This window comes from Pseudomonas lactucae (genome assembly GCF_016937615.1).
GTDB classification, from domain to species: Bacteria; Pseudomonadota; Gammaproteobacteria; order Pseudomonadales; family Pseudomonadaceae; genus Aquipseudomonas; species Aquipseudomonas lactucae.
Window position 1 is genome coordinate 43962 of sequence record NZ_JAFHKI010000059.1, and the last position, 20859, is coordinate 64820.

At 62.0% G+C, this 20859-nt stretch carries 17 protein-coding genes and 2 pseudogenes; 15 read left to right on the plus strand and 4 right to left on the minus strand.

Annotation, left to right across the window (positions count from 1 at the left end; translation table 11 throughout):
• Positions 1 to 12 precede the first annotated feature (12 nt).
• The 11 genes and pseudogenes from JWR98_RS12085 to JWR98_RS12125 all read left to right on the plus strand — a co-directional run bounded on the left by JWR98_RS12085 (position 13) and on the right by JWR98_RS12125 (position 13000).
• Positions 13 to 2445: an AAA family ATPase gene (locus tag JWR98_RS12085; protein WP_078733461.1), complete on the plus strand. Its 2433-nt coding sequence runs from the start codon at positions 13 to 15 to the stop codon at positions 2443 to 2445.
• A 611-nt stretch (positions 2446 to 3056) separates the two neighbouring features.
• Positions 3057 to 3490, plus strand: a pseudogene (locus tag JWR98_RS29760) (sigma-54 factor interaction domain-containing protein); the annotation flags it as partial.
• Positions 3476 to 3973: an AAA-type ATPase lid domain-containing protein gene (locus JWR98_RS29765; protein WP_263974484.1), complete on the plus strand. Its 498-nt coding sequence runs from the start codon at positions 3476 to 3478 to the stop codon at positions 3971 to 3973. The pseudogene JWR98_RS29760 and the gene JWR98_RS29765, both read left to right, overlap by 15 nt.
• 59 nt (positions 3974 to 4032) lie before the next feature.
• Positions 4033 to 4164 carry a type VI secretion protein gene (locus tag JWR98_RS29400; protein WP_078733459.1) on the plus strand — a complete coding sequence of 44 codons (132 nt, stop codon included), beginning with the start codon at positions 4033 to 4035 and terminating at the stop codon, positions 4162 to 4164.
• 16 nt (positions 4165 to 4180) lie between these two features.
• Positions 4181 to 5359: a type VI secretion system-associated FHA domain protein TagH gene (tagH, locus tag JWR98_RS12095; protein ID WP_078733458.1), complete on the plus strand. Its 1179-nt coding sequence runs from the start codon at positions 4181 to 4183 to the stop codon at positions 5357 to 5359.
• A gap of 5 nt (positions 5360 to 5364) precedes the next feature.
• Positions 5365 to 5865: a type VI secretion system lipoprotein TssJ gene (gene tssJ, locus JWR98_RS12100; RefSeq protein WP_205490138.1), complete on the plus strand. Its 501-nt coding sequence runs from the start codon at positions 5365 to 5367 to the stop codon at positions 5863 to 5865.
• Positions 5852 to 7180 (plus strand): type VI secretion system baseplate subunit TssK, encoded by a 1329-nt coding sequence (tssK, locus tag JWR98_RS12105; RefSeq protein WP_078743618.1) that lies wholly within the window; start codon positions 5852 to 5854, stop codon positions 7178 to 7180. The genes tssJ and tssK overlap by 14 nt, the downstream gene beginning before the upstream one ends.
• Before the next feature lie 5 nt (positions 7181 to 7185).
• Positions 7186 to 8046 carry a type IVB secretion system protein IcmH/DotU gene (gene icmH, locus JWR98_RS12110; protein ID WP_205490139.1) on the plus strand — a complete coding sequence of 287 codons (861 nt, stop codon included), beginning with the start codon at positions 7186 to 7188 and terminating at the stop codon, positions 8044 to 8046.
• A 15-nt stretch (positions 8047 to 8061) separates the two neighbouring features.
• Positions 8062 to 11436 carry a type VI secretion system membrane subunit TssM gene (gene tssM / locus JWR98_RS12115; protein WP_078733451.1) on the plus strand — a complete coding sequence of 1125 codons (3375 nt, stop codon included), beginning with the start codon at positions 8062 to 8064 and terminating at the stop codon, positions 11434 to 11436.
• Positions 11433 to 12161: a PP2C family protein-serine/threonine phosphatase gene (locus JWR98_RS12120; protein ID WP_078733450.1), complete on the plus strand. Its 729-nt coding sequence runs from the start codon at positions 11433 to 11435 to the stop codon at positions 12159 to 12161. The genes tssM and JWR98_RS12120 overlap by 4 nt, the downstream gene beginning before the upstream one ends.
• Positions 12158 to 13000, plus strand: a complete 843-nt coding sequence (locus JWR98_RS12125; protein WP_205490140.1) for a serine/threonine-protein kinase — start codon at positions 12158 to 12160, stop codon at positions 12998 to 13000. Before JWR98_RS12120 ends, JWR98_RS12125 begins: the two co-directional genes overlap by 4 nt.
• A gap of 8 nt (positions 13001 to 13008) precedes the next feature.
• Here the strand turns inward: JWR98_RS12125 and JWR98_RS12130 are convergent, their stop codons facing one another.
• From JWR98_RS12130 to JWR98_RS12145, 4 genes are all read right to left on the minus strand, one after another.
• Entirely contained in the window at positions 13009 to 13338 is a 330-nt protein-coding gene (locus JWR98_RS12130) for a DUF6388 family protein (RefSeq protein WP_078733448.1), read from the minus strand.
• 163 nt (positions 13339 to 13501) lie between these two features.
• Positions 13502 to 14344 carry a metal-dependent hydrolase gene (locus JWR98_RS12135; protein WP_205490141.1) on the minus strand — a complete coding sequence of 281 codons (843 nt, stop codon included), beginning with the start codon at positions 14342 to 14344 and terminating at the stop codon, positions 13502 to 13504.
• 15 nt (positions 14345 to 14359) lie between these two features.
• Positions 14360 to 15250 carry an SDR family NAD(P)-dependent oxidoreductase gene (locus JWR98_RS12140; RefSeq protein WP_205490142.1) on the minus strand — a complete coding sequence of 297 codons (891 nt, stop codon included), beginning with the start codon at positions 15248 to 15250 and terminating at the stop codon, positions 14360 to 14362.
• Entirely contained in the window at positions 15247 to 16776 is a 1530-nt protein-coding gene (locus JWR98_RS12145; RefSeq protein ID WP_205490143.1) for a flavin-containing monooxygenase, read from the minus strand. Before JWR98_RS12145 ends, JWR98_RS12140 begins: the two co-directional genes overlap by 4 nt.
• Positions 16777 to 17051: 275 nt before the next feature.
• Between JWR98_RS12145 and JWR98_RS12150 the strand changes: the two genes are divergently transcribed.
• The 4 genes and pseudogenes from JWR98_RS12150 (at position 17052) to praB (ending at position 20855) form a co-directional block, all read left to right on the plus strand.
• Positions 17052 to 18041 (plus strand): alpha/beta fold hydrolase, encoded by a 990-nt coding sequence (locus JWR98_RS12150; RefSeq protein WP_225908681.1) that lies wholly within the window; start codon positions 17052 to 17054, stop codon positions 18039 to 18041.
• A gap of 300 nt (positions 18042 to 18341) precedes the next feature.
• Positions 18342 to 19622, plus strand: a complete 1281-nt coding sequence (locus tag JWR98_RS12155; protein WP_078733443.1) for an alkane 1-monooxygenase — start codon at positions 18342 to 18344, stop codon at positions 19620 to 19622.
• A gap of 112 nt (positions 19623 to 19734) precedes the next feature.
• Positions 19735 to 20227 (plus strand): annotated as a pseudogene (gene praA / locus JWR98_RS12160) (alkane oxidation protein activator PraA).
• Positions 20228 to 20360: 133 nt separating this feature from the next.
• Positions 20361 to 20855 (plus strand): alkane oxidation protein activator PraB, encoded by a 495-nt coding sequence (gene praB, locus JWR98_RS12165; RefSeq protein ID WP_078733441.1) that lies wholly within the window; start codon positions 20361 to 20363, stop codon positions 20853 to 20855.
• Positions 20856 to 20859 lie beyond the last annotated feature (4 nt).

Genomic DNA, 20859 nt, shown 5'->3' on the forward strand with positions numbered 1-20859 from the left:
GGACAATTGATCATGATGAATGTAGACCTGCAACAACTGATACAGACGTTGACTCCGCGGGCACGTCGAGACCTTGAACGCTCGGCTGAACGTTGCGTGACACGCGGTGGCAGGGAAGTTCTGGTTGAAGACCTTCTACTGGCCCAGATGGAGCATCGTGATGGCCTGTTGGTGCGGGCGCTGGCTGACGCCGGGCTCGAGGTCGGCGAGCTGGAAGCGACACTGCAACCCAAAAGCGAGGCGAGTGCTTCGCGCAATCCGGTGTTCGCCCAGACCCTCGTGCAATGGCTGCAACAGGCGTTGATGGTTGCCCACCTGGAGTTGCGCCAAACCGATGTTGATCACGGTGCGCTGTTACTGGCATTGCTGCGTCACCCGCAGCAGCATGCGGGCAGTGGTTATCAACAGTGGTTAAGTCGCCTCGATGCGCAGCGCGTGCTCGGTTTTGTGCTGAGCCAGGCGACGCAAGCCGCCTCGGCAGCGAGCAGTGAGTCATTGTTGGCGCGGTTTACCCACGACCTCACACATCAGGCGCAAGAAGGGCGTATCGACCCCGTGTTGTGTCGCGATGGCGAGATTGGCCAGTTGATCGACATCCTGATTCGCCGACGCAAAAACAACCCGATCCTGGTTGGCGAAGCTGGAGTGGGCAAAACCGCCGTGGTCGAGGGCCTGGCCCTGCGCATTACCCGGTCGCAGGTGCCGGAGCCTCTTAAGAATGTGCGAGTACTTACCCTCGATATGGGATTGCTGCAAGCCGGCGCCAGTATGAAGGGTGAATTCGAACGGCGCCTAAGGGGTGTAATCGATGAGGTCAATGCCTCACCCCAGCGTGTCATCCTGTTTATCGACGAAGCCCATACCCTGGTGGGGGCGGGGGGCCAGGCGGGAGGCTCCGATGCCGCCAACCTGCTCAAGCCGGCTCTGGCACGCGGCGAGCTACGCACCATCGCCGCCACCACCTGGTCGGAGTACAAAAAGTACTTTGAAAAGGACCCGGCATTGGCGCGGCGTTTCCAGCCTGTGCAGGTGGACGAGCCCAGCGTTGAGCAGGCGGTTTCGATTCTGCGCGGGCTGGTCTCGGTGTACGAATCCAGCCATGGCGTGTACGTGCGCGACGATGCCGTGGTTGCCGCCGCCCATATGAGTGCCCGTTACCTGGCCGGGCGCCAGTTGCCCGACAAGGCAGTGGACGTGCTGGATACCGCCTGCGCTCGCGTACGTATCAATCGCGAAGCCTTGCCCGAAGCCTTGCAGTGCCTGGATCTTGAGCAGACCGAGGGCGTCCGGCGGGCCCAGGCACTGGCCCGTGACCGCGACGCCGGGTTTGCGGTGGATGAACAAGCCCTGCACGCGTTGAATCTGCGCCTGGAGGCTGTCGAGTGCGAGCGCCAACGGCTGATCACGCTGCATGGTGCGCAACCGGTGGTCAATCTTGAGGTGTGTCCGCGCGGGGTGGCCCAGGTCGTCAGCGCCTGGACCGGTATCCCCGTTCAACAGCTGTCCCTTGAACACAATGAAAGGGTACTGGGGTTTGCCGACGCTCTGCGCGCGCGCGTTCTCGGCCAGGAGCAAGCCGTGCAGGCGCTTGATCGCAGTCTGCGCGCCGTGGCTGCCGGACTTCACAAGCCCGATGCCCCCCTCGGCGTATTCCTGCTGGTGGGGCCCAGTGGGGTAGGCAAGACCGAGACAGCCATGGCACTGGGTGACCTGATGTACGGCGGTGAGCGCTTCGTTACCACGCTCAATATGTCTGAGTTTCAGGAAAAGCACTCCCTGTCGCGATTGATCGGTGCCCCACCGGGTTATGTCGGGTATGGCGAAGGCGGCGTGTTGACCGAGGCCGTGCGCCAGCGTCCCTATTCGGTGGTGCTGCTCGACGAAGTCGAAAAAGCCGACCCCGAGGTGCTCAATCTGTTCTATCAGGTCTTCGACAAGGGGCGGGCCAATGACGGTGAAGGGCGGGAAATCGACTTTCGCAACACGCTTATTTTGATGACCTCCAACTTGGGTAGCGATTGCATCGTCGATGTCTGCGCCGGTGGTTCGCGCCCGGATGCGCAGGCGGTGCAGGAAGCGATTCGTCCGCTGCTGCGCGATTATTTCAAGCCGGCGTTGCTGGCGCGTATGTGTGTGGTGCCCTATTACCCGGTGGTGGGCGAAGTGTTGCACGACCTGACGAGGCTCAAGCTGGACCGTCTTGGGCAGCGGTTGCAGTCACGCAACCTGGCCTTCAGTTATAGCGCCGAACTGGTCACGCACATGGCCGAGTGCTGTACCCACAGCGACAGCGGGGCGCGCTACATCGATCACTGGATTGAAGCCCATTTGTTGCCGCAGATCGTCGATCGACTGCTGGGCGCCATGGCCGCCGGTGAAAGCCTGTCACGGGCACATGCCGGCCTGGATGGCAACGGGCAACCGGTTTGTGAGATCAGCCAATGACGCAGAGCCTGTTGACACCCGTGCCTCATTCCCTGGCTTACGCCGAAGCGCTGCTGGCCTGGTTCACTCGCCTGGGCATCGATGGCGACGAGACGAACTTGCCCGACCTGTGTGTGGCGGCGGTCGCACAACTGAGCCAGTGCGAACTCAGCCAGCTGTATTGGCGCGACGAAGCAACAGGTCGGCTCGACTTGATTGCCCAGCATGGGCCCGGCGCATTGCCACTGGGCGAGGTGGCGCGTGGCCCTGACTTTCAACATGAACAGGTGCTGCAATATGTCGTGGATCAGCGTTGCTCCCTGTCGCTCAACGATCCGGCCAACAGCCTGTTCCAGTGCGGGTTCCTGCCGGCAACGGCAACGCCCTGGCGTTCAATATCGTGCATGCCCCTGTTCGATCGGCGCAAAACCGTTGCCGGCGTGCTGCTGTGCGCCAGCCAGCGCACGGCGGTGTCGCAGGACTATTCGCCGTCCTTGAGCCAGCTGGGCAGCTTCACCCTGAGTCAACTGGAACGACTGCAGCGTATGCGTCCTGCCTGCAACGGCGCTGCGGCCAAGCCCTCTGCGTCGATAGCCTGTGCCGCCCATGGGCTGATCGGCAACAGCCCGCGCATGGATGAAACCTGCCGGTTGATCGGCAAGGTTCTAAATACCGCCTACACGGTGTTGCTACGCGGGGAGACCGGAACCGGTAAAGAGGTGGTGGCGCGGGCTATTCACAGCGCAGGGCCACGCAGTGGCAAGGCGTTTGTGGTGCAGAACTGTGCCGCCTTCCCCGAAGGCTGCTGGAAAGTGAATTGTTCGGCTATCGCAAAGGTGCCTTCACCGGTGCGGGGCGTCACCACACGGGGCTGTTTGACGCCGCCCACGGCGGCACGCTGTTGCTGGATGAAATCGGCGATATGCCGCTGTCACTGCAGGCCAAGCTGCTGCGGGTTTTGCAGGAGGGCGAAATTCGTCCACTGGGCGCCAGCACGGCGCACAAGGTCGATGTGCGCATTATCGCGGCGACCCACCGCGACCTCGCCGCGATGGTGGCCGACGGCAGTTTTCGCGAGGACCTTTACTACCGCCTGGCACAGTTTCCCATCGAGCTACCGGCCTTGCGTGAACGGGACGGCGACGTGTTGCTGCTGGCCCGGGATTTTGCGCAAAAGGCCTGTGCAGCGCTGGGCCGCACGCCGGTGGAGTGGTCGAGTTCGGCCCTGGACCAACTGTCGAACCATGCGTTTCCCGGCAATGTCCGTGAGCTCAAATGCCTGGTGGAGCGCGCGGTACTGCTCTGTGATGACGCGGTGATCCTGCCGGCGCACTTGTCCCTGTCGCCAGCACCGAGCGGGGTGCCGGCCGACGCCACGTTGCGCCAGCGCCTGGAGCGGGTGGAGCGGGTTTTCCTGATCGATTGCCTGCACAAAAACCGTGGCAACCGCACCCGCACCGCCCGTGAGCTGGGCGTTGCGCGGCGCACGCTGTTGTACCGCCTTGCACGTTTGAACATCCCCTGTGGCGACGTCCGAGGGGAGGGCTGAATGACGCACCGGCGGGTTCGATACCGCTTCGCTGACCTGACTTTCCTGGGAGATACCTGATGCCTCTGCGTCCATGGCAAGCCGTTGCGCTTGTGTTGTGTTTGTTGGGCGGTTGTAACGCCAATTACGTTTTTGATGACGCTGACTACCGTCCGCTGGGTGACCCCCAGGCGTCCCGTCGCAGCCAATGAACAAGGGAACCCTGTCATGCAATTAGTATTCGAGGTCTGCGATACCGCGAACGGCGAGCCGCCAGCCAGCAAGGTATTTGATGGCGCCGGCGGCGTGATTGGCCGCGGAGCGGGCTGTGACTGGACACTGCCGGATGCCAGCCGCTCGCTCTCCAGCCATCATGGCCTGGTCAGCTACCGGGAGGGTCAGTATTACCTCACAGACATCAGCAGCAACGGTATTGGCGTTTCCGGCGGTACGGAGCGTTTGCTCAAGGGCCGGGCACGCTTGATCGCTGAAGGTGAAATCTATCAACTGGGGCCTGTGGATATTCGCGCGCGGCTGGTGGCGCGCGGGGCAGTGTCTGATAGGCCAATGAGGGTGCGGGCCGATACGATTCCTGATGATGCTTTCCTGGGGTTGGACCCCGTGCATGCGCTCGACCATGAACGGCTGCACGCCGATGCGTCCGAGGACCTCGATGCGTTGCAAACCCTGGCGCAGGTGCCGATCTGCGAACTCGCGCACGGGGCTGTAGAGCAAGATCACCTGATCGTGCCGAGATGGGCCGAGCCCGAGGGCACTGACGCACCCGCTCAACCGCCCACAGTGGCGATCCCGCAAGCCTTCTGGTCGCAGTTCGGCGAGGCCCTGGGCGTACGCGTGGATGCGCTCGATACCCCTGGGCGCGAGGCCCTGGCGCTCAAGGTGGCGGGCCTGTTCAAGCAGACAATTGAAGGCGTGCGGCAGAGCCTGCGAACGCGCGATGAGCTGAACATGGAATTGAACCTGGGCGCTGCCTCCCCCACGCTCGGCCGTCGCAACCCCTTGAGAGAGTGCGCTGACACCCAGGCCGCCCTGACGGTACTGCTGGGCACTGCGGAGCCCGGCCAACTGCCGGCCGAGTTGGCGATCAGCCAGGCCAACCGGGAGATTCAGGCCCATCAACTGGCGTTGGTTGTGGCTTGTCGCGCCAGTTTGCGCGCGGCAGTGGCAGCGTTCGCACCGGGCCATCTGTTGCTGTGTTTCGAACGCGAGGACAGCCCGCCGAGATTCTCCACGGACGGTGCCTATTGGCGGGCTTACCAACGCCATTACCGGCGGATGGTCGACGGGCCTGGCCTGGACGATCACCTGTTGCGCAACGATTTTTCCAAGGCCTACGCAGAGCAGGTACGCCTGGTTTCCACCTTGCATTCGGCTTATCCGGGATGACAGCCATGTATCGAGTCGCCGTTGTATCACTGCTGGTCGCGCTGGGCCTGTTGGCCGGTTGCAGCAGCCTGTCACCATTTTCAACCTTGACCAAACTGGACCTGACATTGACTGCCAGCGAAACCGTGAACCCCGACCTGCACGGGCGTCCCTCTCCCGTGGTTGTGCACCTGATCGAGTTGCGCCACCCCGTGGCATTCGAGAACGCCGATTTCTTCAGCCTCTATGGTCGGGCCGAACAGGTACTGCCCAAGGATTGGGTCGGCAGCGAAGAACTGGAACTGCGCCCAGGTGAACAACTGGCGCTCAAGCTCAGCGTTGAACCGCACAGCCGCTATATCGGCGTGCTGGCAGCCTATCGGGACTTGCCTCATGTGCAGTGGCGGCTGGTGCTGCCACTGACCCGACAGCAACTGACGCGTGCCGACCTGCTATTCGATGAGTCGGGTATCCGCACCACCGACCGTCAAACCCGCAATCGGGAGGATCGAGATGCCGGTTCATAAAGTCGTCTGGCAAGAAGGCATGTTGCTGCGACCCCAGCACCTGCAGCACAACGATCGGTATTACCACCAGCAGCTCAACCGCACACGCTTGCTGGGTAGTGATGGTTGGGGGTTCCTGGGCCTGGACGTCGACATGCAATACCTCAATATGGGCAAGGTGGTAGTCAACCAGGCCAGTGGCGTGTTTCCCGACGGAAGCCTGTTCGAGCTCGACGGCACGATGCCGCCGCTGGTGTTGCAGGTACCGGCCGACGTCGACGGACAAGCCGTGTACCTGGCATTGCCGTTGGCCATCGGCAGTCAGATCGAGGTGCGAACGCCGGCGCAAAACGATGTCCTGTCGCGGTACGTCAGCTGTGAGTCGCAGGTCATTGACTCCAATGCCGGCGTCGACGCCAGCTGTCGGATCAACTGCGCGCGCCCGGATCTGCGTCTGTTGTTGGGCGAGCAACCCGGCGATGCGCTGCATGTGACGCTGCAGGTCGCGCAGGTCCTGAATTCGACCCGCGAGGGGGGCGTGAAGCTGGACGCGGATTTTGTACCGACGTTCATCTACCTGCAACGTTCTGGGTATCTGTCATCGTGCGTCAAGGAAGTGATCAGCCTGCTGGCCAGTCGGGGGGATGCGATTGCTGCGCGTATCGAGGGCGGTGGCGGGGCGGCGGGGGCGCAGGTCGGCGACTTTCTCATGTTGCAAATGATCAATCGTAGCGAATTGATATTGCGTCACTACCTGGACCAGAGCCAGGTGCGGCCGGAGGCGCTGTATCGGGCGTTGCTGTCGATACTGGGCGAGCTGTCCACCTTTGCCATCGAGAATAAACGGGCGCAGGTGGACGTACGCTACCGGCATGGCGATCAGGGCATGAGTTTTCGCGGGTTGATGGAGCGCCTTCGCAGCGTACTGTCGTGTGTACTGGAGCAGCACGCGCTCGAACTGACCTTGCAACCGCGTCAGTACGGGGTCCTGGTCTGCCCGGTGAGTGACCTCAAGTTGCTGGGCGCTGCCACCTTCATTCTCGCAGCGAGCGCCCAGTGCGATTCGGAGGCGCTGCGTCAGCGGCTGCCAGCGCACCTGAAGATCGGTCCTGTGGAGCGTATCCGCGAACTGGTCAACCTGCACCTTGCCGGCATCAAGGTCCGGCCACTGCCGGTGGCGCCGCGACAGATCCCGTTTCATGCCGGCAAGACGTATTTCATGCTTGAACTCAGCACCCGTGACATCACGCAATTGGAGCAATCGGGAGGGTTTGCCTTCCACGCCAGTGGCGAGTTTGTCGAGCTCGAACTCAACTTCTGGGCCATCAGGAACTGAACGCCATGACTATGGACAGTGAATACCCGCTAGACGAAAAAACCGTGCTGCTGGACCGCGAAGGGCAGGGTCCGGTGCAAGGAGCGGTGACGGACTTTGCGTCACCGCCGCGCTTCGAACACCTGGAAGACCGGATGATCTATGCCGCCGGGTTGCCGGCAGGGCAGCACTTCAATATAGGACCGAACAGCCTGGTCGATGCGGCCTGGGACCTGCTGTCACAGGTTGCCCAACTCAGGGCCAGCAGCCGAGAAAACCTGCAGACCCTCAACGACCGGCTGTCTTTGGGCATTACGGCCTTCGAGACGCGAGCCTTGCACCAGGGAGCGGACCAGAGTCAGGTCATGTCGGCGCGTTATGTGCTGTGCAGCGTCATTGACGAAGCGGTGGTCACCACCGCATGGGGTGGTCGCAGCGACTGGTCGAAGACGAGCCTGTTGAGCCGCTTCCACAACGAAACCTTCGGCGGCGAAAAGTGCTTCCAACTGTTGGAGCGTTTATCTCGGGACCCCGTCAAGCACCTGGCGATACTGGAGCTGATGTTCCTGTGCCTGTCGATGGGCTTCGAAGGCAAATACCGCGTCATGGAGAGGGGCGCTGAGCAGTTGGAGGCGGTGCGCGATGGCTTGTATCGACAGATCAGGCACGTTCGCGGGGACCGTCCGCTGGTGCATCGGCCAGCGGTGGCCATTCACCCGGCGGGCGCGCGGTTGCGCGTGATATCCGCCACCTGGATCGCGGTCATCGCGCTCAGCGCGTTGCTGGCGATGTATTCGGGGTATGTGTGGGTGCTGGCCAATGAGCGAAACACCGTACTCCAACTTTTTCAACCTTTGGCGCCGGATCAGACGCGGTCGCCCTTGTAACGCTGGGAGCAATGAATGAACGCATTCTTCAAGGGCGCGGGCACGGCGCTGCGCAAGGTTTGGGTCTGGAGTCTGCTGCTGCTGTTGGCCGGCGCGCTGCTGGTGTGGTTTGTCGGACCGTTGCTGGCGGTGGATGACCATCGTTTCTGGCAAGGTTCGACGGCTCGCCTGCTGACCATCTGCGGGTTGTGCCTGCTTTGGGGGCTGGCGATGGTCGTGGTGGGCGCTCGTCGCTCGGCAAGGCTAGACCCGCCTGAGCACTTGCAGCGCCATCAGCACCAGAGCCTGATCGCTGACGAGCGCAGGCAAGTGCGGGGACGCTTCAAGGCGCTGCAACACGCCCTTAAAACCACTCGAAGCTACGGCGACCACAGCGAACGTTGGCGCGATGACCTGCCCTGGTACCTGTTGATCGGTGCGTCGGGCAGCGGCAAGACCTGCCTGCTGGCAGCCCGCGGACTGCAACGTCCGCTGGATCGGGGCGAGGGCGCCACGGCCTGTTTTGACTGGCATATGGCCGACCAGGCGATACTGCTCGAAAGTGCCGGGCGCTACCTGACCCAACCGGACCCCTCGGTGGATGGGGCAGGATGGTCGGCGTTGCTGGGCCTGCTCAAGGCGCGCAAGAGAACGCGCCCGCTCAACGGCGTCGTGGTGACGCTGGCGGTGGAGACGCTGCTTGGCAGCAACGAGCATGACCTGGACCTGCATGCGCGGCATGTGCGTACCCGCTTGCAGGATATCCAGCAGGCGCTGCATGTGGACGTGCCGGTTTATCTGGTGCTGACCCAGGCCGACCGGTTGCCGGGGTTCGTCGAATTCTTTGATGCGCCACACGCAGATGTCGGCGAAGGTGTATTGGGTGAATGTATCGCGCCAGGCAAGGCCGGCATCGACATTGCCCAGGTGCGAGAAGCGTTCGAGACGTTGCTGCAGCGCCTGGGAGCAGAGCTGATCCCGCGTATGCACCAGGAGCGAAGTCTGGAATGTCGCGGCCGGATGCTGGATTTTCCTCGGCAGGTGGCGAGCATCGGTGAACGTTTGTGCCTGTTTGTGGAGTCTGCATTCTGTGCCCAACGCTTTCAGCGCATTAACGGATTGCGCGGGTTTTACCTGACGTGCGCGGGGGGCGGTGGCAGGCGTGCGCATTTCGTCCAGGCGCTGTTCGACCAAGTGATTTTTGCCGAAGCCGAACTTGCCGGGTTACACACGCCGGAACGCCAGCGTATTCGTCGCCGCCAGCGCTTGCTGGCGCTGGCCGCATCGCTGGTGCTGGCCGGCGCGGGGGTGATATGGACGCACAGCTACAGGGTCAACCACCAGCGCCTGGGCCAACTGGCGGACCTGAGCCTCGCCTCCGTGCCCGGTCAAGCGGATACGGACGATGGCCTGGCGCTGCTGCCGTTGCTGGACAGTCGGCTGGCGGCGACACAGGTGTTTCCCGCGTTGGCGGATGCCCGTTTGTTCGAGCGGGGCGGTTTGTATCAAGGCGAGGCGAGCCGTTCACGGTTGACCAATGCCTATGACGACGCGTTGCGCCAGCGATTATTGCCCTGGGTGACCGCGCTGCTGGAGGAACAGGTGCGCACTCGTCTGGATGAGCGCGAGCAGTTGCTGGAAGCCCTGCGCGCCTACCTGATGCTCAACCTGCCCGAGCGCCGCGATAGCGCGTGGCTGGCGCAGCACTTGGCCGCTTACCTGTCTGTGCGTTATACCGGGGATGCGTCGGCGCAGAAGCGCTTGAACGAACATGTCTCGCGGCTGCTGGCGCAACCCTTTGTGGCGCCCTTGAATGCGCAACGAGTGGCGCAGGCTCGTCAGCAATTGCGTGGCGAGTCGCTGGCGGACGTGGTCTACCGGGTGTTGCGTGAGCAATCGCGCAGTCTGGAACCCTATCGCCTGGCGCAGGGGCGAGGATTCGCCGCTGTCGACCAGGCTATACCCGGTTTCTACACCAAAAGGTATGTGCGGTATTTTGAAAAACAGGGGCCGCGCCTGGTCAATGCCATCGCCCAGGATAATTGGGTGCTGGGCGAGGCCGCCGACCTTAGCGCCCTGGGGCTGCGCCAATTGATGCAAGCGCTGGAGCAGCGCTATTTCACTGACTACGCACACGCCTGGAGCGAAGCCATAGGCCGCATCCGCCCGCAGCCAAGTGAGAACCTGCGCCAGCATGCCGAAGGGATCGCGAGCCTCACGTCAGCACAGTCACCGCTGGTGCAGTTGCTGCAACAGGTGCGCGAAAACACCCGGCTGCCCACGGCAAGCGATCGTTTTGATGCGGTGACCCAACAGGCGGGTGCGCTGGGCACAGCGGCCCAGGAGGTCGCCTCCGCCGTGTTGTTCAACCCGTCGGCGGACCCGGCACCGCCAGACTCCGCTCGACAAGCGCTGCAGCGGCGCTTCGAGCCCTTGCACCTATTACTCGACGCGCAACAGAACCCCGGCGCGGACCTGATGCAGGCCCTGCGGCTACTCGATGAATGGCATCTGCAACTCGCTGCCCTCAACCGCGAGGGCGCGCCGGAGCAGGCGGCCTTCAAGATGGCCAAGCAACGCATGGAAGGGCAACTGCCACTGTTGGGTGATTTGCGCGATGCCGCCGCACGCTTGCCGCTACCCTTCAAGGACTGGTTCGACGGCATTGCCGACGACAGCTGGCGGTTGCTGCTCGACGAGGCCTATCTCCATGTGAACCAGCGTTACCAAAGTGAGGTGTATGGCTTCTACGCCAAGGCTATTGCGCGTCGATATCCGTTCAACGCCCATGCCGGCAGTGACGTCGCCCTTGGCGATTTCCAGGAATTCTTCAAGCCCAGAGGCGGCATGGCGCGATTCCATGATGGTTACCTGCGTCCCTTCGTCAGCGCCGACGGCAACCGTTATCGGCTGCGCGCAATGGACGGTCGCAACCTGCCGTTGTCGCGCTCGCTGCTGGATCAACTGGCGAAAGCCCAACTGATTCGGCAAGGTTTTTTTACGGAAGACCAAGGCGACTGGGCGGTGCGCTTTACGCTGGCGCCCTACAGCCTGGACCAGGCAGTCAGTCGGGCGCTGCTGAGCATCGGCGATCAACAGCTTGAGTACCGGCACGGCCCGATCGTGTCCACAGCATTCCAGTGGCCGGGCGATACGCACAATAACCGCAGTAGCCTGGTATTGGAGCGCGGTGCGCAGCGGCCGTTGGGGATCGAAAAGAGCAACGGGCCCTGGTCGTTGTTCCGGTTCCTGGACTTGCTGCAAAGTGAGCCCGCCAATGGCCGCGACGCACAGCTACTCAAGGCCGATCTCGGCGGTCTGCGCGCCAACTTCATGTTGGTCAGCCAGCGCAATGCGAACCCTTTCCAGATGTCGGCCTGGCGTACGTTCCGTCTGCCGGAGCAGCTGTGACCCAGGCGCAAAACCGCTGGCGCAGCTGCGGGCGTACGCTGCGGGGCAAGGCGCGCGAGCGCAACGAGGATGCGTATCTTGACTGCCCGCAACGCGGCTGTTGGGCGGTTGCCGACGGCATGGGTGGCCACCGGGCCGGGGATCTGGCCAGCCAGTGGGTGGTCAGCGGCCTCGCCGCGTTACCCGACCAGGACGGTTTAGACCGCCGTATGCAAGCGGTGCGGCAGTGTCTGCGAGGGCTCGACAGTCGTTTAGGGCAGGCGGCGATGCACGCCACTGACGGCGCCGGCATCATGGGCAGCACCGTGGTGGTGCTGTTGCTGGAAGGTCAACGTGCCGCCTGCATCTGGGTAGGGGACAGCCGTTGCTATCTGTGGCGTGGGCAGCGCCTGTATCAGCTTTCGAGGGATCATTCCCTGCAGCAGCAATTGATGGACAAGCAGCGATTGAGCCAGCAGCAGGCCTGCGCGCATCCGAATGCCAAGGCCTTGACCCGTGCGATTGGTGGCCGCCAGCCATTGAGTCTGGAGGTGTTGGAATTGACTACCCGACCAGGCGATGTGTTTCTGTTGTGCAGTGATGGCGTGTATCAGGGGCTCAGCCATGACGAGTTGGGGAACGCCTTGAATGCAGGTTCGCCACGGCAGGTGGTGGATCGGTTGTTCACCCAAGTGTTGCGAGGAGCGGCGCGGGATGACCTGACGGCGGTGGTGGTGCGGCCATGAGTGGGATCACTGCGGCATCGAACCTGCTCTCCGGCCGCTACCAGTTGGAACGCGTTTTGGGGACCGGTGGCATGGGCGTGGTCTATCGCGCCCGTGACCTGCTGCACGAGGCTTTCGGTGAGCCCAACGCGTGGGTCGCGGTCAAGCTGTTGGGCGACACGCTCTGCGAGTCTGCCGATGGTCATGTATTGCTCTACAGCGAATTTGCCCTGGCCCGAGGCTTGCGGCATGACCATGTGGTACGGGTGTTCGCCTTCGAAGTCGACACCACCCGCCAGGTTGCGTTTTTTACCATGGAGTTACTGCATGGCATGAGCCTGGACCGGTTGCTGCTGGAGTGCCCCGACGGCTTGCCCTGGCAGGAATTGCAGCCGGTGGCTGTGCAACTGCTGGATGCGCTTGCCTATGTCCACAGGCAAGGCGTGCTGCATGGCGATGTGAAACCTTCGAACATCATGCTGGGCGAGCAGGGCGTGCGTTTGTTCGATTTTGGCCTGGGCCACGCCCAGGCACAGCAGGCGGCCGGGTTGCCGGGTTTGAGTCGTAGTCGCTTGAACGCCTGGACCCCGGCGTACGCCGCACCGGAACTGCTGGCCGGTGGGGGCCTGTCCGCCACCGCCGACCTGTATGGCGCTGCCTGTGTGCTCTATGAACTCGCCCATGGACAGCGTCCCTGTGAGCGCCAGCCCGACAAACCCTTGCCCAGGCCTCGTCAGTTACCCCGGCATTGCTGGCCGGCATTGCACTCGGCATTGGCGATGGACCCTGCGTACCGAAGTATCACGGTTACGCAACTGCGCGACGCGATAGCCGGTCGACGGCGCCGGTGGTTTGTGTAACGTGAGTATCAAACGGTCAATCCGTGAAGTTGGCAGTATTCTGCCCAACTGAGGCCGGCCATTTGCGCCACTTCCTTGTGCACTTCCCGGCGTTTGGCGTCGAACGCTTGCGCGGAGTCCGACGTGAGCTTGAGCGTCAATTCCCACGCAAACAGCCCCTCATGCTCCGCGTGCGCCTCGAACGCCTCATGCAGCCGTTCGGCGCGGTACTCTTCCAGGGTTTCGCCCTTGGCGCGGGCGGCGAGCGGGTTCAGTGTGTTCAGCTCGGCTGCCACCTCGGGGTGCTGCAGCAGGAATCGGTCCAGCGCGAGCTGATGGGTTTCACAGGGTTGGGACAAGCGTTTGCTCCAGATCGAGAGGGGTAGGTGCGAATGGCATTCTAATCCGTTCGCTTGTAGTGATTATGGCCGTCGATTTTGAAAGTGTCTTGGCGAACAAAGCAAGGCACTGCCGGACGTTCAGTTGCACCCAATGGATGAGCGTGCGGCACTGTCGAAACCATTAAGCCGATTCGTACCGGTTGCGCGTCTGTTCGATCTCTTCGACCAACTTGTCGATACCCGCCAGGCGCGCGCGGTTGTCGTGGTCCCAAGGGTGGAAACCCGGCTTGAAGTAGTGCAGCCATGGCCTAAGCATTCGTGGGAAAACGCCCTTGGGACCATAGAGAAACTTCAGCATGCGCCAGAAACCTTTGAGATGGCCGCCCGACTTGCGGTCAGCAACCAACAGGCGCACGTGAAAATCCAGCACCACCAACCAGAAAAATACCGTCGTAGTGAGCATGGCCCCGGTTCGCAGCAGATAGCGCTTGGGGCCGGGCTTGATCACGCGGTTCCACACATCAAACGCCACAGCCTTGTGCTCGGTTTCTTCGAGGGCGTGCCAATACCACATTTGCTGATAACCCTTGAGCGAGTCGCCGAAGCGTGACGGGTCGCTCAGCAGGATCTCGGCCAGCATCGCCGTGTAGTGTTCAAGGGCAATGGTGATCGCCAGATTGAACGACGGTGCGACGTGTTTTTTTTGCAGGTCGAGGATGAATTTCAGTCGGCGATCCAGGGTGTGCGCCGGCAGGCCCGCCGCTTGGAGCAGGTCGTTGTAAGCCACGTGTTCACGGCTGTGCATGGCCTCCTGGCCAATGAAACCCTGGATTTGTTTTTTCAATTGCGGGTCGTCGATGCGCTGGCGATAGTGGCGCACGCTGTCCATGAAGAACAGTTCGCCCTGGGGAAACAGCAGCGACAAAGCGTTGAAAAAATGCGTGATGAACGGGCCCTGTTCGTGCCAGTTGGTGATGCGCTCGGCGGGCAGGGCAAAGCGGATATCGCGACGGATGGGTAGCATGGGGTGTGCTCCTGTTCAGAGGCGGGGCTCGTCGTTGGTTTCGAATACCGGCATGCGGGCTTTGGGGGCCATGCGCTTGCTGGCGAACACCACCAGCGCTTGATAGGCCGACGGCAGACAGCGGGCGAGCAGGTCGAGGAAGTAGGCGTCGCGGCCGATCAGCACGCGGCGTTTATTTTTGCGCACGCCGTGCAGAATCACTTTGGCGGCCTGGTCGGCGTCGGTGATAAACAGCTTTTCGAAATCGGCACGGGCCTGTTGTTCGCTGTGGATCAGGAAACCGGTCATGTTGGCGTCGATCCGGCTGCTACGGCAGATATCGGTGCGAATGCCGCCGGGGTGCACGCAGGTGGCCGAGACGCCGCAGCGTTGCAGGTCGAGCTCCTGGCGCAGCGCCTCGGTGAACCCGCGCACCGCGAACTTGGTGGCGTTGTAGCCGCTCATGCCGGGTTGCGCGAACAGGCCGAACACGCTGGAGGTGTTGATCACATGACCATCGCCGCTGGCCTTCAGGTACGGCAGGAATGCCTTGGTGCCATGCACCACGCCCCAGAAGTTGATGTCGACTATCCACTCCAGGTCGGCGTAGTCCACGGCTTCCACGGTACTGGACAGCGCCACCCCGGCATTGTTGAACACCAGGTTGACCTCGCCATGTTCGGCCATGCAGCGTGCGGCCCACGCGTACATGGCCTGGCGGTCCGACACGTCAAGCACCTGGGTGGTGACCAACACGGGTGACAGGGTTGAAGTCCTGATCAAGTCCAGGGTCTGAGCCAGACCCTGGGCGTTCTTGTCGGCCAATGCCAGGTGGCAACCTTCCCGCGCGAGCGCCAGGGCCAACGCACGACCCATGCCGGATGCGGCGCCGGTAATGGCCGCCACGCGACCGTTGAATGTCTTCATGTCAGGCTCCCTTCTGCACGGAGGTGGGGGGCTGACAGCGGTGGGGTGGCTGGCAGCAGGTCGACCACATAGTCCTTGAGTGCAAATTGGCGGGTGAGTTGTTTGAAGCGCCAGGTCGAACCCGGCCACAGGGTGGTGTTCTTGCCGGTGCGTGGGTCCAGATACCAGCTCTGGCAGCCGCCGGTGTTCCAGATGGTGCGCTTGAGCTTGTCCTGCAGGTGGCGGTTATAGGCGCTTTCCACCGTGGGTTTGACGTCCACCGTGGCGATGCGATGGCGCTGCATCTGCTTGAGCGCGTCGAGGATGTAGGTGACCTGGGCCTCGATCATCAGAATCATCGAGTTGTGCCCCAGGCCGGTGTTGGGCCCGATGATCAGGAACAGGTTGGGATAGCCCGGCACGGTGGTGCCCTTGTAGGCGTGGGCACCCTCGCGCCAGTTGTCCATCAGGTCGACGCCGCCGCGGCCGATGATGCAGTCGCGGGGCAGGGGGGCGGTGGCCTGGAAGCCGGTGCCGAAGATCAGGCAATCGGCGGGGTGCTTGATACCGTCGGCGGTGATCACACCGTCGGCTTCGACACGCAGCACGCGGTCGCTGACCACTTCGACATTACTGCGCGACAACGCCGGGTAGTAGTCGTTGGAGATCAGCACGCGCTTGCAGCCGAGGGTGTAGTCGGGCGTCAGCGTCTTGCGCAGGGAAGGACGTGCCACCTGCTTATGCAGGTGGCGCAGGGCGACTTTCTGCACCATTTTCATCAGCCGTGGGTGCAGTGCAAAGCCCACCACGCGGCCTTCCAGCGCCCAGTAAAAGGCGCTGCGGACCAGGCGTTGGGTAAAGGGCAGGTGCTTGAACAGCCAGCGTTCGATGCTGGAAATTGGCCGGTCGGGCTTGGGCATGATCCACGGCGGCGTGCGTTGGAACAGATCCAGGTGTGCCACCTGCGGTGCGATCCGCGGCACGAACTGAATGGCGCTGGCACCGGTGCCGATCACCGCCACGCGTTTGCCCTTCAGGGCATAGTCGTGGTCCCACTGCTGGGAGTGGAAGGCCTTGCCCTTGAAGCTGGCCAACCCTGGAATATCCGGCAGCGCCGGACGCGACAGGCCGCCCATGCCGGACACCAGTACCCGTGCACTCACCTGGCGACCGTCGCCGAAGCTCAACTGCCAGCGCTGCTGCGACTCATCGAACACCGCACGCTGCAGGCCCATGCCGAAACGCAGGTAGGGCGCCAACCCGAAGCGCGTGGCGCATTGCTCCAGGTAGGCGCGGATTTCCGCCTGCGGTGCGAACTGGCGTGTCCACTCCGGGTTGGGTGCAAAGGAAAACGAATACACATGGGACTGCACGTCGCAGGCGCAGCCGGGGTAGTGGTTATCTCGCCAGGTGCCGCCGAGGCTATCGGCCTGCTCGGCGATAAAAAAGTCGGTGAACCCGGCCTGTTTGAGTTGGATGGCCATGCACAGGCCGGCAAAGCCTGAGCCGATGATGGCGATATCGATCAAATCACTTTGGGCATTCATAGGCTGTCCTTCGTGGGCATCGGATGTGCTCCTGTTTTTGTTTTGTCTTTCGGATAAAACACCATTGCAAAGGAAAATTGAATTAATTATTTTAAAAAAGATTTTAAATAATCTACCTGAAAATATCGCCTACGCTAGGGCCGTATGTCTTCTGGAGGGCTTGTCCGACGGACGAGCACCTCAGGCACGGGTTCGGGGCCAGGGAATGGGCGATGGCCGTGGCCCCGATCAATTCCGGTCGGGTGACCCGCCGCAGGGAAGCAGAGGACCGAGCTATGGCTGTGGAATGGATTGCCGCTGCGGCGGGCGCAAGCGCGCTGTTGTGGGGTTTCAGTACGTGGATGACGCGGCGTATTGAAGCGGCGGTGCCGAGCACCGGGCGCTTTGTCGACGTGGGTGGCGAGCGCTTTCATTATTACGAGGAGGGCGACGGACCGCCGGTGGTCATGATCCACGGGTTGATGGGCAGCAGTCGCAACCTGACCTATGCCTTGTCCGGCCAGTTGCGCGAGCATTTTCGCGTTATCACCCTTGACCGACCGGGGTCAGGTTATTCCACGCGCCACACAGGCACCGCTGCGGACCTGCCGGCCCAGGCGCGGCAAATCGAGGCTCTGATCAGCACGTTGGGCCTGGATAAACCGCTGGTGTTGGGGCATTCCCTGGGTGGGGCGATCGCCCTGGCGTTGGCCCTTGATCATCCCGAGGCGGTGTCCGGTCTGGTCCTGGTGGCCCCGCTGACCCATCCCCAACCCATGTTGCCCGTGGTGTTCTGGTCGCTGGCGGTGAGACCGGCGTGGCTGCGTCGCTGGGTCGCTCACACCTTGACCGTTCCGATAGGTCTGCTGACAAGGCGTTCAGTGGTCAAAGGCGTGTTTGCGCCGGACCCGGCCCCGGACGATTTCGCCACCCGTGGCGGTGGGCTGCTGGGTATGCGTCCCGCCAACTTCTATGCCGCCTCCAGTGAGATAGCGCTGGTCAACGATCACCTGCCACGCCTGGTCGAGCGCTACCCGCAGCTGCGCTTGCCCATCGGTCTGGTGTATGGCGCGCAGGATACGGTGCTGGACTTTCGCCGGCACGGCCAGGCCCTCGCCGACAAAGTCCCGGGCCTCAAGCTGCAACTGGTGCAAGGGCGCGGTCACATGCTGCCCATCACCGCCACGGCGCGTGTCGTTGAAGCGGTTCAACAGGTGGCCAAGCGTGCACGGCCGGTGCAGAACGCTACGATCCTGCACCCGCCTTTTGCCCTCTCGAGCCCATAAACTTGACATTCGTTGCCGGTCGCACGGTCTGAAACACTTGCTCTAGACGGCTGGCTCAGAGGTTGAAAAAGAGACTGCCCGGTCACGTCCGAAAGGGCTCGAAAAAATAGTTGACGACCTAACGGTTCCGCGCTATTTATTTAAAAAAATATTTCAATATTTATTTTGAAATGATTTTTGAAATGCCTAAGAGCGAATAAAAATGAAAAAAACGTCTTTTATCGCATGGTTGATTTTTCGGGGCGTCCAGCGCTCCCTGGACCTGTCTTCCCTGGCCGCTTGCCTTATCCGGAGGCTGCCATGAACCCGACGCTGACAGCACCCACCGTGTGGGCCGACGGCAAGCGTCACCTGTGGTGGCTGGGCATCATGCCGCTGGCCACGCCGCTATTGTCCGGCGCCCTGGCGATCAGCACCGGCATCCAGTCGCTGTGGTGGGTGGGCGTACTGGTGATCTTCGGTCTCATCCCCTTGATCGACGGCCTGCTCGGCGAAGATGTGAGCAACCCGCCCGAATCCGCCGTCAGCCACCTTGAATCCCAACGCTACTACCGCTGGATCGTCTACACCGGCGTGCTGTTGGTCATCTCATCAGTGGTGATCACCGGTTGGCTGGCCGCCGGCGGCATTGAGTGGCTCATCCAGGGCGGGTTGCTGCAGGCCAGCGCCGGCCTCGATCCCTCCCATTGGCTGTCTCATGCGGCCAGTTACATCACCGCCCGCGCTCAACTGCATGGCGCGCCAGGCTGGTTCACCTACCTGGGCATGGCCATGTCAACCGGCGCCGCCACCGGCATCGCCATCAACACCGCCCATGAACTGGGGCACAAACCCAACGCGCTGGAAGTGTTCCTGGCCAAGGTCACCCTGGCCCCGACGTTCTACGGGCATTTCTACACCGAGCACAACCGTGGCCATCACGTACGTGTCGCTACCCCGGAAGATCCGGCCAGTTCGCGCCTGGGTGAGAGTTTCTGGGCGTTCCTGCCGCGCTCGGTGTGGTTCAGCGCACAATCGGCCTGGAACCTGGAGCGCGAACGCCTGCGCAAACTCGGCCTGCCGGCGTGGCACTGGAAGAACGGCGTGCTCAGTGCCTGGATGTACAGCGTGGTGTTGTGGGGCGCGATGATTGCCTGGCTGGGCGCGGCGGTCATTCCGTTTCTGGTCATCCAGGGCATCTACGGGTTCTCGTTGCTGGAAGTGGTTAACTACGTCGAGCACTACGGCCTTAGACGCCAGAAGTTGCCCAACGGTCGTTATGAGCGCTGTTCGCCACGGCACTCCTGGAACAGCAATCGTATTGTCACCAATATCTTTCTGTTCCAGTTGCAACGGCACTCCGATCACCATGCCAACCCGACACGCAGTTATCAGTCGTTGCGCCACTTCGATGAATCGCCGCAACTGCCCTACGGTTACGCAAGCATGATTGTCTGGGCCTATGTGCCGTACTTGTGGCGACGTCGAATGGATCATCGAGTGCTCAATCACTATGCCGGGGATATCACCCTGACCAATCTCCAGCCGTCACAGCGTTTGAAGTATCTGGAGAAGTACAGCAACAGCGCCAAGCCGTTCTAAACGAAGTAACACGTTAGTTGCATACGCGGGGTGTGAATGCCGCGCTGGCTGTTATCGCCCCGAGAAAGTGGTTTGACCCGAACAACAATAATGAATGGGAAGGACATACACCATGCACACACCCGCCAAGTTCACTGCCCATCTCGTGCTGGCCGCACTGGGCCTGGTTGCCTATCACCATGCCCAGGCCGCACGCATCGAACCGGCCGGCAGCGCCTTTACGGCCCAGGGCCCCATCAGTTTTTCCAAGGGCGCGCTGATCAGCGCCGATTGCACCATAAAGATGGCCGGCAAGGTTGCTGCCGACGGCACCTCGGTCAATGTCGATAAAGTCGAGTTCGACGGCGGCCTCAAGTGCAGCCGGGTCGAAGCCATTAACTTGCCGTGGGTACTGGTCGCCAAGGATACGAAAAGCGGCTCCATGTCGAAGATCAGCGTGGATGTTCACGCCTTCGGCCTCGGTGGTAAATGCGGGCCGTCGACGCGATGGTACCTGGGATAACGCCACCGGCAAGTTGGAGGCGGCCAATGTTCCGATTGGCGAAGACTGCAAGATCAAGACGGTGTCGATCAAGATGCCGCCCACTTTTAAAGTTGTCGAATAACGCACGCCACGTGTGCAGCGGTAATTGAATTGAGATTTGGCTGGAAAGGGAAGTTCTGCAGTTTCACCGTGACCTCTCGTTCATGGCCATTACCCCCCGGCGAATGACTCGCCATTACATGTGAGGAAAAACAATGAAAAGCTTTAAAACTCTCGTGTCGTTGACTGCTTTGACGGTTTGCATGGGTGCGGCTTCCATGGCGAACGCGTACAGCATCTCTCCAGTGAATACCAGCTTCACCGCGCCAGGCACGATCTCGGTGAAATCACCTTCTTCCTTCCAGGCCACCGTTAACTGCGGTGCCACCTTTACCGGGAATGTCGATGCGACCGGCGTTGCCAAGATCACTGGCGTGGCGGTCACCGGTGGTGGCCTGTGCGCGCTGCCAAAAATCACCGGTTTGCCATGGACCTTGACCGCCACTGGCGCAGCCGTTGGCTCCGTGACGAACGTCGGTTACACCATTGCCAGCTCGTTTCTGTATCCCGCCTCCAATTGCGGTCCGTCGACCATCGCCGTGGGTTACAGCGGCGGCGTGCTGACCGCGACCAACCAGGCCTTGAGCGGCAGTTGCACCGTGGTGAGCCTGAGCGTTACCCCAAGCCCTGCGCTGACCATCGTTCCTTGATGCA

What these genes read in the sequence shown, in the direction of transcription:
- JWR98_RS12085 (WP_078733461.1), top strand. Translation starts at nt 13, where the DNA reads ATGATGAATGTAGACCTGCAACAACTGATACAGACGTTGACTCCGCGG.
- JWR98_RS29765 (WP_263974484.1), top strand. Translation starts at nt 3,476, where the DNA reads ATGGTGGCCGACGGCAGTTTTCGCGAGGACCTTTACTACCGCCTGGCA.
- JWR98_RS29400 (WP_078733459.1), top strand. Translation starts at nt 4,033, where the DNA reads ATGCCTCTGCGTCCATGGCAAGCCGTTGCGCTTGTGTTGTGTTTGTTG.
- tagH (WP_078733458.1), top strand. Translation starts at nt 4,181, where the DNA reads ATGCAATTAGTATTCGAGGTCTGCGATACCGCGAACGGCGAGCCGCCA.
- tssJ (WP_205490138.1), top strand. Translation starts at nt 5,365, where the DNA reads ATGTATCGAGTCGCCGTTGTATCACTGCTGGTCGCGCTGGGCCTGTTG.
- tssK (WP_078743618.1), top strand. Translation starts at nt 5,852, where the DNA reads ATGCCGGTTCATAAAGTCGTCTGGCAAGAAGGCATGTTGCTGCGACCC.
- icmH (WP_205490139.1), top strand. Translation starts at nt 7,186, where the DNA reads ATGACTATGGACAGTGAATACCCGCTAGACGAAAAAACCGTGCTGCTG.
- tssM (WP_078733451.1), top strand. Translation starts at nt 8,062, where the DNA reads ATGAACGCATTCTTCAAGGGCGCGGGCACGGCGCTGCGCAAGGTTTGG.
- JWR98_RS12125 (WP_205490140.1), top strand. Translation starts at nt 12,158, where the DNA reads ATGAGTGGGATCACTGCGGCATCGAACCTGCTCTCCGGCCGCTACCAG.
- JWR98_RS12135 (WP_205490141.1), bottom strand. Translation starts at nt 14,344, where the DNA reads ATGCTACCCATCCGTCGCGATATCCGCTTTGCCCTGCCCGCCGAGCGC.
- JWR98_RS12140 (WP_205490142.1), bottom strand. Translation starts at nt 15,250, where the DNA reads ATGAAGACATTCAACGGTCGCGTGGCGGCCATTACCGGCGCCGCATCC.
- JWR98_RS12145 (WP_205490143.1), bottom strand. Translation starts at nt 16,776, where the DNA reads ATGAATGCCCAAAGTGATTTGATCGATATCGCCATCATCGGCTCAGGC.
- JWR98_RS12150 (WP_225908681.1), top strand. Translation starts at nt 17,052, where the DNA reads ATGGCTGTGGAATGGATTGCCGCTGCGGCGGGCGCAAGCGCGCTGTTG.
- JWR98_RS12155 (WP_078733443.1), top strand. Translation starts at nt 18,342, where the DNA reads ATGAACCCGACGCTGACAGCACCCACCGTGTGGGCCGACGGCAAGCGT.
- praB (WP_078733441.1), top strand. Translation starts at nt 20,361, where the DNA reads ATGAAAAGCTTTAAAACTCTCGTGTCGTTGACTGCTTTGACGGTTTGC.